Origin of the sequence: Neorhizobium fuzhouense, assembly GCF_042611105.1 — a bacterium.
Lineage (GTDB): Bacteria > Pseudomonadota > Alphaproteobacteria > Rhizobiales > Rhizobiaceae > Neorhizobium > Neorhizobium galegae_A.
Window position 1 is genome coordinate 373,584 of sequence record NZ_JBHFFP010000001.1, and the last position, 12,227, is coordinate 385,810.

The window sequence follows — 12,227 nt, forward strand, 5'->3', positions numbered from 1 at the left end:
CTGTCGCGGATTGGGCCACAGGCAGGTTAACGACAAGTAAATGCTCATAAACCCCGGCGCACCCGTGAGAACTTGGGGAGAGCGATGTTGCCGGGCTTATCCCAAGGCCGTTTCGCCGCTGCCCTGCCTGTCCTGCCGCGCGATCGTCGGCGTAATCCCCTCATGCGCATCAAAGAGGACGGCACATGTCGGTAAAAATCGCTGACGCGCTTTGATACGGCGGCTGGGGATAAGTCCCGCTCTGCCACACTCCTTCACCAGACATTAACCTCGTTCCGGTAGCGTGTTTTTAACCATGCCGGAATGTGAAGGACGCCGTGCCGCGCCGCCTGTCGGCCGCCCCAGTGCTTCCTTCGGCCGGCATGCCCGCATGAGCGTCTTCGTGGCGGTCCCCGCCACGCCGAACCTTGAAGTCTGTATCTTGTGTAGTGCGTCGGTGGATATGACCGTGGATCGGTATCGTGAACTTGAAAGGCCGCAGGCCATGCGCAGGAAGGATGTGGTGCTCATGGCGACCGTCACGAGTTTCGAGGAACTCGAGCATCCGACACGATCCGAACTGCGCCAATTCGCCGAGCTGTTCCTGCCGCTATTTCACGCCTCCAGCGACGAGGCAAGACGCCAGGCGGTGGCGGCTCTGTCGCAGTCGCGCCATGTGCCGCCGGCCGTTGCCTTTTTCATTTCCAGCCAGCCAATCTCGATTGCCGCCCCCTTCCTCGTCAGTTCCGCCTGCCTCGACGACGAGACGCTGATTGCCATTGCCCGCATGCAGGGGGCAGAACATGCCCGCGCCATCGTGCGGCGCGAAAACCTGTCGCCGATGGTGATCGATGCGCTGGTCGGCATGCGCCATGCCCGCCAGACGGTGGCAGAGATCCAGGACGACCTGACCGGCCAGCTGGCTGCCGGAACGCAGGGAACGCCAGACGCCAGCCTGACCAACGTAAGCCTGACAGATGTAAGCCTGCCGGATGTTGCCCCGCCAGAGCGGACAGCCGAGGAGGCAGAAGCCGAGGCGCGGCGTGAGCGCGAAGAGGTCCTTCGCCAGCAGATCAAGCGCATGGCAGCCCATCTTCACCGCGCCCCGGAGGATCGGCTGGGGCTGCGCACGCTGACCGACGTGCAGGAGGCGCTGCTGGTGCGCTTTGCCCGCGCCCGCGAAGCCGATGGCTTTGCCACCACGCTTGCCGATACGCTGTCGGCCAGCCGCTGGCTTGCCGAACGCATCATGCTCGATCTGTCCGGCCTGCAGCTTGCGACCACGCTGAAGGCGCTCGGCATGCGCGAGCCCGAAGCGCTTGCCGTGCTTCAGCGCTTTTACGAGCCCCTGCAGGAAGAGATCGGCGGCACGCGCCGCAGCCAGATCCTTTGGCAATCGCTGCAGGAAGACGAATGCGCACGGCGCGTGGAAGCCTGGCGCCGCGCCGACCGCCACAGCACGGCGGATCCGGCAACCGGCGCGGAAGATCAGGGCTTTGCCGGCACTGCGCCGGCCAATCGCGGCACGGTCATCCGCACCGAGGCAACGCCCGTCCCCCGCCTGCGCGCGGCGCGCTGATCACGTCCCGTCGATCACCGTCAGCAGATCGCCCAGCGCATCCGTCTCGATTTCCACCAGCCAGAGATCGCTGTCGAAGCGGCGCTCGCGCGCGATTGCCGCATCCACCTCGTCCCGCTCGGCAAGGCTCAAGCGCTTCTCGAAGCGGCGCTCGCCATCCTCCTCGATCATCATCTGCGGCGCCGGGCCATACAGATCCTCGCGGCCGTCGCGGAAACGCAGGCGCACGAAAATGGCGCCGGCCTGATCGGCGCCACGCTGTTCGACGGCGGCAAAGCCGCCTTGAGAAAACACGCGGCGGGTGAGCGCTGCCACAAAGATATCGGATCTCAAACGCATGAGGTTACGCTTTAGAGGCTTTTGAAGGCAAAGGAAATGCCGGCGCCGCCCCCCCGCATCGCGCGCCTCGCGCCTCGGGCAAGCTTCGACCGCTATGGCAGGGAAAGCCGCAGGCTCCGCATCCCGAACCAGGAGGTGACATGGCGAAATTCAAATATGACGAGCATCTGGTCCAGACCAATGTTCCGGCCTTCGACAAGCAGTGGCTGCCGGGCCAGACGCCGCCGAATGCCGGCATCTATCGCTGCAAGAACTGTGGCGACGAGGTTGCCGTGGCAAAAGGTCAGCCGCTGCCGAACAGCCATCACCAGCATACGGTGCTTGGCCCCGTCATCTGGACCATGCTGGTCTTTGCCCAGGAACACCCGAAATAACGCCAGCGCCTTATACCAAGTGTCGCAAAGCCGGCGTCAGAGCGCGCCGATGGATTTCAGCTTGGCCAGCACCGCCTCGGAGGGCTCACCGTCCACCGGTAGGCGGTAATGCTTCTGGAAGTGGCGGATGGCGGCACGGGTCTGCTCGCCGGCCACACCATCGATCGAGACATCCGAATAGGCGATGTTGGAGAGGCCCTGCTGGATCTGCAGCACAAGCTCGGCTTGCGAGCCCATCGAAACCGGCATGGCCTTGAGATCGGCGCTCTCGCGCGCCTTGCTGGCACGGGATGCGGCCGGAATGTCGGCGGGCGGCACGCCAGCCGATTGGGCAAGAGCGGCTTTTGGAGAGGACGGCCGCTGAGATTGGCCAGCCGGTGAAGTGGTGGTTCCTGATCCGGTGCGGGCGACCGGCACCGGCAGATTTCCGGCAGCCCGGATGGCCGCAGCCACCGGATCGGCATCGGCAGGGGCGTGTGCGCCGGCCGATTTTGCAGCCGGGGCCGCAGCCCCGGCGGGCGCCGCATTCGCCACAGCGGGGCGCGGCAGCGGAACGACCGAGGCACCGGCAGCCGGCGTATCGTCGCCGATCACCGTCTGGGACGTCATCGGCGCTGCATGGCCGGACGTCCCGCGTGCGCCTGTCCCGGAAGGATCCGTAGACGGCGATGCCGGGACGCCCGCCACCTCGTCCGTCGGCAGATCCGCTGCCCGCTCGATGCGGAATGTCGTGACGGTTTCGGGCGCTGCGCGCCGCTGCGGCCGGTAGCCGGCAATCGCGTTCGGATCCAGCGGATCGCGCGTGGCGAGGAAGGGGTGGGGATGGTTGCGCGGCTGATACCAGAGCGCATTGGCGGCGATGAAGGAAAAGATCACGAAAAGCGCGGTGCTTCCGCCGAGCGTGCGCGGATAACGCGCGCCAAGCCCTGCCACCCCCGAAAGGGCCCGCAGGACAAGACCCGGCCGCTTGGCCGGCGCCCGTCTGCGTTCAGCCGGTTTTCGCTTTCGCGCGGTCATGCGCCAATCCCTGTCTACCCGTTACGCTGCCCTTTGCCGGTTGGCGCAGGCGTGGCGGAAACTCCAGCGGCTCCACGCTCCGTGGCAGGCCGTCCGGCGCATCCGCACCGTCGAGCGGCCGCTCATCGGCCGGTTTTCCATCGAGTGGAAAGCTCACCGTTACCACAGTTCCCTCGCCAAGGCGACTTTCGATGCGCATCTGTCCACCGTGCAGAGAGACGAGGCCCTTGACCAGCGACAGGCCAAGCCCGGTTCCCTCATAGGCGCGGGCAAGGCTGCCTTCCACCTGCATGAAGGGCTGGCCGAGAAGCTCGATCTTGTCGCTTGCAATACCGATGCCGGTATCGCTGACGATGAGCTTCAGCAGACCCTCTTCCGCAAGCGCATCGATGGTCACGGCGCCGCCGGCCTCGGTAAACTTGATGGCATTGCCGGCCAGATTGATGAGGATCTGCTGCACGGCGCGGCGATCCGCCACCACATCGCCCAGCCCGCGCGCGATGCGGGTGGCAAGCGTGACGCCCTTGGTGCGGGCCTGCAGGTCGAGCATCGCCCGGCAACTTTCCACTGCGTCCGCAATCCGGAACGGCTCGGTCAGCAGCGCATAGCGGCCGGCCTCGATACGGCTCATATCCAGCATGGTGTTGACGACGGAGAGAAGATGCGCGCCCGACTGACGGATCAGCGCCACATATTCCCGCTGACGGTCATTTTCGAGCCGGCCGAAATATTCGCCCGCCAGCACATCGGAAAAGCCGAGAATGGCATTGAGCGGCGTGCGCATTTCATGGCTGACGGCGGCGAGGAAGCGCGATTTCGCCTCATTGGCCGATTGTACCTCGATGGCGCAGGCTTCCACCTCGTCGCGCAGGCACTGCTCTTCGGACATGTCGGTCAGTTGCACCAGAACCTGCTGCAGGCACCCGTCGCTGCCGGCAATTGGCGACAGGTCGAGCCGCACCGCCAGAAACTGCCGGCCGCCGATGGGGCAGATGCCCTGCTCGATGCGCACATCCGCAACGGCAGACGCCTCCCCCTGGCGCAGGCTGTCCAGCGCCTGCAGAACGGTAATGCGATCCGAGACATGCACGAGTTCGGCAAGGACCAGCCCCTGGCGCTCGCTCAGCGCAGAGGGCAGGAGATAGCGGTCGCGGCCGCCGGTGCGCAGAATGCTTCCCTGCGGATCGCAGGCGAAAACAACGCCGGGGCAGGCTTCAAAGACAAGATCAGAGAAGTCAGTCGGCTCGGCGGCCCCATCCGCCGGCTCGCTGCGGCAAAGCCTGGACAGGGCAAGGGCGGCGGCCGAAGCGGAGAGCATGCCGGCCACCACGACGGCCGCCCCGAGCGGCAGCGCAAGGGCTGGACTGACGACAAGGGCGAGCGTCGACGGCACGGCGATGAGGCAGGCAATCCCCGCGCCCGCCACCACGCGCAGTGTCGTCACGTCGGATGCACGCGGTGCATCGCGATCGCCAACCTGCTGCAGCCAGCCGAGCGCCAGATGATCCAGACCCTGGATTGCCCTTGCGCCGATGGAATTGAATACGCGCACGCCTATACCTTACCGCGAACTCTGTAAGGCCCGACCATAGGCGTCATCGACTTAAGGAAACTATAAAAATCCGCGCCCCGCGGGCCCCGAAAGCCGCCAAACCGGCGCTTTGGCTGTTTCGGTACGATGCAGTTTCCAATATGGTTAACAGGGCGTAAGCATTGGAACTTTTTCAGTTTTATCGATCGTGTTAGGTTTTGGAGCAGGCGGCGAAAAGAATCCGATTGTTTTTTGGGACAACTGCCATAAATATGGTGAACATGGATGTGTAAAGTTTGATTGAAATGCCGCTTGAAAGGGTTCGGGCGGCGGATATTTAAAATGCAGATCAAATTGCGATTAAACTTTAGCGGGCGTTGTAACGGCGTGTTTTTCCAATGTTCCTAAGCTTCACGAAAGGGTTCCGGGTGAGACCGGAGGGCTTCTGAAGCGGGCAGGTGAAGGCGGATGTGGTTTCTGATCAAGGGTAGCGTGTTCTTTGCGATGGGTCTGGTGGTGCTGTCTTATTTCAGCACGAACCCGCACATCGCTGCGCCCGACGAGAAGCCGGTTCCGCTGACCGACACGCTGTCTGCGTTAACCGATGCCTATCACTATGTCAGCGCGCTCTGCGTCCAGAAGCCGGATGTCTGCGAAAAAGGTGCCGAAACCTTCACCGCTCTCGGCTACCGCGCCAAGGAAGGCGCCCGCGTTGCCTTTGAATTGCTCGACAGCCAGTTCTCCAGCGGCGAGACCGCCAAGCCCGATGCCCGCGGCCAGGCCGTTCGCCAGCCCATGCCCGACAAACTGGTGAGCAACCAGAGTTTTGGCCAGGCGGCCGCGACCGGCGATGGCCTGTTGACCGGTTCCGTGCCGGTGCCGCTGAAGCGCCCGCTGCACTAAGGAACGCGCGTCGCCCATATCGCGCCCTTCGGCGCAGCTTTCCTCTTTTTCATTTCCGTCTCAGGCTTTGGTGCCTATATGAACGTCAAACCCAAGACCGCGCAGCCATCCTGCGGCGACGCCTTCCACTTGGGACCGTGACGTGACTGAGGCCCGTTCCGCCCGATGCGGCGTGAAGGGGTGCGCCCAAAGCTGGAGCCTTGCATGACGACCGCTTCCCTTCCTGGCATCGACCAGATCATCGACGATTTCGCCTATCTGGAGGAATGGGAAGACCGCTATCGCTATGTGATCGAGCTCGGCAAGGCGCTGCCGGACTTGTCCGAGGACAAGCGGACGGCGCAGAACAAGGTGAACGGCTGCGCAAGCCAGGTCTGGCTCGTATCCCATCGCGGCGAAGGCGAGGATCCCATTCTGACTTTCGAGGGCGATTCGGACGCCCATATCGTGCGCGGTCTGGTGGCCATCGTGCTGGCCGCCTATTCCGGCAAGCATGCCTCCGAGATCGCCGAGCATGACGTCATCGACACGTTCAACCGCATCGGGCTCGTGGAAAACCTGTCGGCGCAGCGGGCGAACGGACTGCGTTCGATGGTGAAGCGCATTCGCGACGAAGCCCGGCTGGCAGCGGCCGCCTGATAGTGGAATGCGGCCGGTGCGCGCCCTTCCGCCCCGGCCCTCCCGACCTTCGACACCTCTTCCACCGCCTTCATCCCACTCGCCCTCACGCGGCCCGTCACGCTCCTGCCGTCAAAGCTGCGGGCGAAAACCGTCCGCACCCCAGCTGCGGGTGCCGGTCCGCACCGGTGGCGGCGCATAATGGCGCGCAAGCGCCAGAAGTGCGGTGCGCAGCATCAGCTTTGCCGAGCGCACCGGCCAGCCGCGCTCCCGCTCCACCAGTTCCAGCCCTTTTTCGAAGCAGCAGATATCGAGCGCCACGCCGGCAAGCTCCGGCCCCATGGCATCGATGGCGCGGTTGACGCGCGCCCTTGCCGCCATGGCGCTTTCGGCAAGCTCCACCTTGCCCCCTGCCCCGCCCTTGCCGCGCACCGACAGCCGCGGCTCCCAGCGGGCGGTGATGCCGGGCTGCAGATGGCCGCGGTCGAAATCGCGCGCCAGCCGCTCGCCGGCGGCGATAGCATCGGCGCTCAGAAACGGCGCGCCGTCGCGGTCCTTCAGACGAACAAGCGCTGACAGCGGCGATTCCAGGCGGTTGCGCCGCACGGTTTCGCGCCGCCCGTCGTCCAGCGCCACCGTGTCGGGAACGATATCGCGGTGCTGGTCGCCATAGAGATTTTTGGCTGTTTCGGAAGAGATGTCCGCCGTCAGGCTTTTGGGCGGGCGTCCGCTCACGGCCCTGCTGCGGGACGTCCCGGCAGAGTGTTTCCCCGTGGCATGCGCCGCGGTCGTCTGGTCCGCGCCGGGATAGCCCGGATCACCGAGATGCCGGCGCAGATAGGTCAGGGTTTCGGGGCGGCGGAGAAGTTCCGTGCCCCGCCGCTCGGCAAGACCTGCCGTCACCGCCGCCTCGATCAGCCGCGCGGGATGCCTGTGACGGACATCGCCGCGCGAGAGGATCACCTCCGCTGTCCCTTCGCCCGCCTCGATCCTGCAGGTGCCGCGCGAGACCTGGCGCAGGAGGCGCAACAGCGGGCGGCTCGGCTGCAAAAGCCCGCTTTCGGGCGCGTCTCCTCGCCTAGTCATGCCGCGGCACCTCGCTCAACCCGAACATGGCGTTCGCGATCCGCTCGATGGTGGCGACGAAATCGTCGAAGGCGGCATTTTCACGCCGCTCCTCCACCACGGCGCAGGCATGGCCGACGGTGGTGCGATCGCGCCCGAAGGCCTCGCCGATCTCGCTCTGCGGGATGCCGAGCGACACATGGCAGACATACATCGAGATCTGGCGGATATGGATGAGCGCGCGGCGACGGTCGCGCCGCATCTGCGGGCGGTCGCCCATCAGCATCAGCACCTCGCCGACGAGGTGGCGCACGACGCCGCAGGCCCGCTGCGGCGGCATGGCAGAGGGCACGGCAAGCGGCACCGGATCCGAGAGGCCAGTCGCATCGCTTTCTGCGCGCGCCTGGCCGGCAAGATCAGACACCGGCCCCTCATCGGGGATGGCAAAAGCCGCACCGCCATGGGGAACGGGCGGGCCAGGGCGGGGGGAGACAAAGGCCTCCGATTTTGCTTCAAGAGACATGAACAACTCCTTTGATAGGAATTAATTCATACACCCTATGCACAGAGCGGGGATGAACGAAAGCCCTGCTCTGAAATTTCCCATTGTTTTTCGTGAACTATTTCGTCCGGCGCGTGAAAAGTATGGGATTATTTTCCTCACCCTCGCAAGCCACCTCCGCGATCGCCGCTCTTCTCCCTCTCGTCCGGATCAGTAGGCACAGGGCCCGCCGTGGGGGCGCGGGACCGCACGGTCAAGCCGTTGGCGGCCCTCGGCCATCAATCGAACGTGAGGCGCAACGGAGCGGGAACGGGCACTGCCCAAGGGATCGGCAGGCACGACAAAGGGACGAGCGGGCTGGACGCGGCAGATGTATCAACCGTTCGATGCCGGCCGCTTCCGCCGTTGCGGCAAGGGCGCTGGTGCGCAAAGACAATGAGGTAGAACGAGCCGTCGTCAGGACAACGACCAGCGAGCGGAGCATGCTGACCTGCGGTGTACACGACCGTGCCGCCCGCCTTCACTGCTGGACCGACTTCGCCAAAAATCTCGCCGGCCAGTTTGCCTGGTCCGGGCGCGCGACGTGCGAAAAATCTCGCATGCGGCGGAAGAGAACCGTGTGCTGGCTTCAGAGCCAGCACCGGCGATTGTCAAAAACAGCGCGGTTATTGGGCGCTGTTTACTGGCACGACTTACTTGGCGCGCTTGCGGCGCTGGCCGAGGCCCATTTCCTTGGCAAGGCGCGAACGGGCTTCGGCATAGGCCGGTGCCACCATCGGATAGTCGGACGGCAGGCCCCACTTTTCGCGATATTCTTCGGGCGTCATGTTGTAATGGGTCATCAGGTGGCGCTTCAGCGACTTGAACTTCTGGCCGTCTTCCAGGCAGATCAGGTAGTCGTCTTCGATCGACTTGCGGATCGGCACGGGCGGCTTCGGCTTTTCGACGGTGGCGGGAACCGCAACCGGCGATGCCGTATTGTTCAATGCGCCATGAACGTCCGAGATCAGGCCGGCCAGATCGCCGACCGGTACAACGTGGTTGCTGACATAAGCAGCAACAATATCGGCGGTCAGTTCAACGAGAAGATCCGACGCCTTGCCTGCAATTGATTCTGTCATGTGTTATCTCCTGTTCGTTCCACTGGAGTTGTATCACCTTGATACACAAACTCCGTAGAGCGACGCTGGAAAGGCCTGAACCGCGTTCCGTTCTTCCCGCAGGAAGCGGGATCCACCCCTAGATCCCGACTGATACGGCCGTTCTTACCAACGTTTTCGGCAATATCGACCTTTTGAAGGCCTCGTCTTTGCTTCAGACCATCGCGCAGGATGCCAATTCCGCAGAGAGAGGCACGGCGAATGTCATCGATATTCGTGCTCTACTGACATGCGATTAACATTGTTTGCCGCAAAGTCCAAATACAATCTTCGAATATTTGCTCTATTGTGGAGATGAGCGGGCGTTCTCCACACTTACTGATTGATTATCGGACAGGAGCGGGAGGGAACAAGTAATTGTGTCAGGACCCCCGATAATCAAGGGGAGCCATTCCTCAGTTCATCGATCACCGTCGAGGAATGCAGCGGATAGCCCACGTGATGGGCGGCGCGGGCGAGCAGATGGGCCGATATCGGGGCTGTCAGGATGAAGAAGACGAAGCCGGCCAAGGCTCTGACAAATATGGATATATCGCCTGAATGAACGCCAACGGCAATCAGCAACAGCCCCGAAGCGACGGTTCCCGCCTTCGAAGCGGCATGCATGCGCGAAAAGACGTCGGGCAGCCGCAAAAGCCCGATGGAGGCAACAAGCGCAAACAAACCGCCAGTAATAATCAAAAGGACTGTCAGAAAGGTAAAGAACCAGCTTATCATCTGTGATCCTGTATCGTTTTGACGCGATCCGGCGCCGGAGAACCGGCCGATCCGCCGTCGAGCGGGCGGCCGTGCGCCTCTCCCTCCTCGTCGGCGGTGCGGCGCGACAGGATAAAGCGGGCAAAGGCGACTGTCGCCAGGAAGCCAACAAGGCCAAGGGCTATTGCAACATCGATATAAAGCACGAAGCCGGTCTTGATGGCGATGAGCGCAATGAAGCCGATGGCGATCCCCACCAGCATGTCGAGCGCCACCACCCGGTCGGCGAGCGTCGGGCCGCGCACCACGCGCGCCACGGTAAAGAGGAAGGACAGCGCCAGCAGGCCGTTGGCGACAAAGATGGCGGCGGTCAGCAGACCCTGTTCGGTCATCAGCGGAAGGCCTCCATGATCTTGGCCTCGAAGCCGTCGCGAATGTCGCGCCTGGTGCCTTCGACATCGGAGCAGTCGAGCGCGTGCACATAGAGAAAACGGCGATCGGACGAGACATCGACCGACAGCGTGCCGGGCGTCAGCGTGATGAGATTGGCAAGAAGCGTAATCTCGAAATCGCGGTCCACCGTCAGCGGATAGGCAAAGATGCCGGGCTTCACGTCAAGCTTTGGCCGCGTGACGAGCACGGCGACCTTCCAGGCCGACAGCGCCAGTTCCTTGAGGAAGAGAATGAGCAATGAGACGATGCGCCGGATGCGCTTCAGATAGCTGACGCCCTGTGCCTGCTCGCGGATGAGGCCGATGGATAGCGCGGCGATGAGGAAGCCGAAGGCGAAATTGAGCAGCGTCGCGCTGCCGCTCACCGCCACCCAGACCACAGCAAAGACAACATTCATGGTAAAGGCGGTCATGGGCGCCCTCCTGCGGGAAAGACCGAGCCGATATAGGCGGCCGGTTCCATGAGCCCGATCGCCGCCGTCTGCGACAAGGACATCGGCGCTTCGGGAAACAGGCCGAACAGGGTGATGATCACGGTGAGGCCGACAAGCGGCCCGAAGGAGAGCCAGCCGGCGCTACCGCCCGGGCGATCCGGCCCGGCCGCCGCCGCCGGCATTTTCCCCTCAGCCTGCGCCGGGGCCGGTCGCCAGTAGGCGATGAGAAACACGCGCCCCAGCGCGACCGTCGACAGGAAGCCGGACACGAGAATGCCGGCCGCCAGCCACCAGGCGCCGATATCGATCGAGGCCTTCACCAGCATGATCTTCGGCCAGAGCCCGGAAAACGGCGGCAGACCGGCAACCGCCAGCATCAGCGCCAGCGAGACGAAGGCAAAGCCCGGCGCGCGCTGATAAAGCCCGCCAAGCGACGAGAGGGTAAACTGGCCGGAGAGCGCCGCAGCGCGGCCGACGGCTAGATAAAGCGCGGTCATGGCGAGGATCGAATGCAGCGCATAGAGCACGGCACCGGCCAGCCCGGACACGGTGCCCGTCGCAATGCCGGCCAGCATGTTGCCGATGCCCAGAATGACGGCATAGCCGGCGAGCTGGCGCAGATCGTTCTGCGCCAGCATGCCAAGGCTTGCCAGCACCATGGTCAGAAACGCCACCACGCCGATCACGAAGCTCCAGGCCTCATGCTGCACCGGAAACAGCATGATCATCACCCGCATCAGCGCATAGATGCCGACCTTGGTCAAAAGTCCGCCGAACAGCGCAGACACTGTGATACGCGGCGTGTGATAGGAGGCCGGCAGCCAGAAATTGACCGGAAAGGCGGCCGCCTTCATGGCAAAGGCCAGAAGAAACAGCCCGGCAAGCGTCATCAGCGGCGCGCCGGACATCTCCCGCGCCCGCACCGCAAGATCTGCCATGTTGAGCGTGCCGAAGATCGCATAGGTATAGCCGACGGCAATCAGGAAGAAGGTCGTGCCGAGCAGGTTGAGCACGGCATATTTCAGCGCCCCATCGATCTGTTCGCGCTCCGATCCCAGGATCAGGAGACCGAAGGAGGAGATCAGCAGAACCTCGAACCAGACATAGAGGTTGAACAGATCGCCCGTCAGGAAGGCGCCGGAGACACCCGCCATCAACAGCATCAGGAAGGGAAAGAAGCCGTAGCGACGTCCCGTCTCGCTGATGTCGGAGAGGGCAGCGATGCCCGCGGCAAGGGCGGCCATGGCCGAGACGAGCGCCAGCAGTGCCCCGAACACATCCACGGTAAAGGCAATGCCGAAGGGCGGCAGCCAGCGGCCCATCACCATTGTGATCGGTCCCTCCACCGCGACCTTCCACAACAGAAGCGCATCCAGCACCACCAGCGCCGCAAGGCCCGGCACGGCCACCAGCCCGTGCAGGCGGGTGGCGTGGCGCATCATCATCAGCACGGCGCCGAGCGTAATCATCAGCACCGGCGGCAGAATGACCAGCCAGTTGCCGAGCGGCGGCGGCGTCAGGACGAAGGCGAGAGACAGGTCGACGGGCGTCGAAGGCGTGGCAGCCATGGGTGTGTGA

General features: G+C 63.8%; 14 protein-coding genes. 4 read left to right on the top strand and 10 right to left on the bottom strand.

Translation table 11 applies throughout. The features are described 5' to 3' along the window. Positions 1-508 precede the first annotated feature (508 nt). Entirely contained in the window at positions 509-1,558 is a 1,050-nt protein-coding gene (locus tag ACEXP3_RS01880) for a DUF2336 domain-containing protein (protein ID WP_377295722.1), read from the top strand. Here the strand turns inward: ACEXP3_RS01880 and ACEXP3_RS01885 are convergent, their stop codons facing one another. Continuing rightward, positions 1,559-1,897 carry a DUF1491 family protein gene (locus ACEXP3_RS01885; protein WP_210103114.1) on the bottom strand — a complete coding sequence of 113 codons (339 nt, stop codon included), beginning with the start codon at positions 1,895-1,897 and terminating at the stop codon, positions 1,559-1,561. 140 nt (positions 1,898-2,037) lie between these two features. Here ACEXP3_RS01885 and ACEXP3_RS01890 point away from each other — a divergent pair, with 140 nt between their 5' ends. Next, on the top strand, positions 2,038-2,271 hold the full coding sequence (locus tag ACEXP3_RS01890; RefSeq protein ID WP_377295723.1) for a hypothetical protein: 234 nt from the start codon (positions 2,038-2,040) through the stop codon (positions 2,269-2,271). A 36-nt stretch (positions 2,272-2,307) separates the two neighbouring features. Here ACEXP3_RS01890 and ACEXP3_RS01895 read toward each other — a convergent pair whose 3' ends face one another. Together ACEXP3_RS01895 and ACEXP3_RS01900 are read right to left on the bottom strand one after the other, a co-directional pair. After that, the gene (locus ACEXP3_RS01895) at positions 2,308-3,288 is read right to left on the bottom strand and encodes a peptidoglycan-binding domain-containing protein (protein ID WP_377295724.1); all 981 of its coding nucleotides are present in this window, start codon (positions 3,286-3,288) and stop codon (positions 2,308-2,310) included. Further along, positions 3,260-4,840, bottom strand: a complete 1,581-nt coding sequence (locus ACEXP3_RS01900) for a sensor histidine kinase (RefSeq protein ID WP_377295725.1) — start codon at positions 4,838-4,840, stop codon at positions 3,260-3,262. The genes ACEXP3_RS01895 and ACEXP3_RS01900 overlap by 29 nt, the downstream gene beginning before the upstream one ends. A gap of 447 nt (positions 4,841-5,287) precedes the next feature. On the opposite strand from ACEXP3_RS01900, the gene ACEXP3_RS01905 reads away from it, so the two are divergent. Next, the gene (locus ACEXP3_RS01905) at positions 5,288-5,722 is read left to right on the top strand and encodes a DUF5330 domain-containing protein (RefSeq protein WP_377295726.1); all 435 of its coding nucleotides are present in this window, start codon (positions 5,288-5,290) and stop codon (positions 5,720-5,722) included. Between the two features lie 204 nt (positions 5,723-5,926). Then, entirely contained in the window at positions 5,927-6,361 is a 435-nt protein-coding gene (locus ACEXP3_RS01910; RefSeq protein ID WP_377295727.1) for a SufE family protein, read from the top strand. A 111-nt stretch (positions 6,362-6,472) separates the two neighbouring features. Here the strand turns inward: ACEXP3_RS01910 and ACEXP3_RS01915 are convergent, their stop codons facing one another. The 7 genes from ACEXP3_RS01915 to ACEXP3_RS01945 all read right to left on the bottom strand — a co-directional run bounded on the left by ACEXP3_RS01915 (position 6,473) and on the right by ACEXP3_RS01945 (position 12,217). Continuing rightward, entirely contained in the window at positions 6,473-7,426 is a 954-nt protein-coding gene (locus tag ACEXP3_RS01915) for a DUF6456 domain-containing protein (RefSeq protein ID WP_377295728.1), read from the bottom strand. Beyond that, positions 7,419-7,928: a helix-turn-helix domain-containing protein gene (locus ACEXP3_RS01920; protein WP_377295729.1), complete on the bottom strand. Its 510-nt coding sequence runs from the start codon at positions 7,926-7,928 to the stop codon at positions 7,419-7,421. The genes ACEXP3_RS01915 and ACEXP3_RS01920 overlap by 8 nt, the downstream gene beginning before the upstream one ends. Before the next feature lie 671 nt (positions 7,929-8,599). Continuing rightward, entirely contained in the window at positions 8,600-9,028 is a 429-nt protein-coding gene (locus tag ACEXP3_RS01925; RefSeq protein ID WP_210103121.1) for a Ros/MucR family transcriptional regulator, read from the bottom strand. 417 nt (positions 9,029-9,445) lie between these two features. Continuing rightward, positions 9,446-9,784 carry a monovalent cation/H(+) antiporter subunit G gene (gene mnhG / locus ACEXP3_RS01930; protein ID WP_377295730.1) on the bottom strand — a complete coding sequence of 113 codons (339 nt, stop codon included), beginning with the start codon at positions 9,782-9,784 and terminating at the stop codon, positions 9,446-9,448. Beyond that, positions 9,781-10,155, bottom strand: a complete 375-nt coding sequence (locus ACEXP3_RS01935; RefSeq protein WP_377295731.1) for a cation:proton antiporter — start codon at positions 10,153-10,155, stop codon at positions 9,781-9,783. The genes mnhG and ACEXP3_RS01935 overlap by 4 nt, the downstream gene beginning before the upstream one ends. Then, entirely contained in the window at positions 10,155-10,628 is a 474-nt protein-coding gene (locus ACEXP3_RS01940) for a Na+/H+ antiporter subunit E (protein WP_210103124.1), read from the bottom strand. Before ACEXP3_RS01940 ends, ACEXP3_RS01935 begins: the two co-directional genes overlap by 1 nt. Further along, positions 10,625-12,217, bottom strand: a complete 1,593-nt coding sequence (locus tag ACEXP3_RS01945; protein ID WP_377295732.1) for a Na+/H+ antiporter subunit D — start codon at positions 12,215-12,217, stop codon at positions 10,625-10,627. The genes ACEXP3_RS01940 and ACEXP3_RS01945 overlap by 4 nt, the downstream gene beginning before the upstream one ends. Positions 12,218-12,227 lie beyond the last annotated feature (10 nt).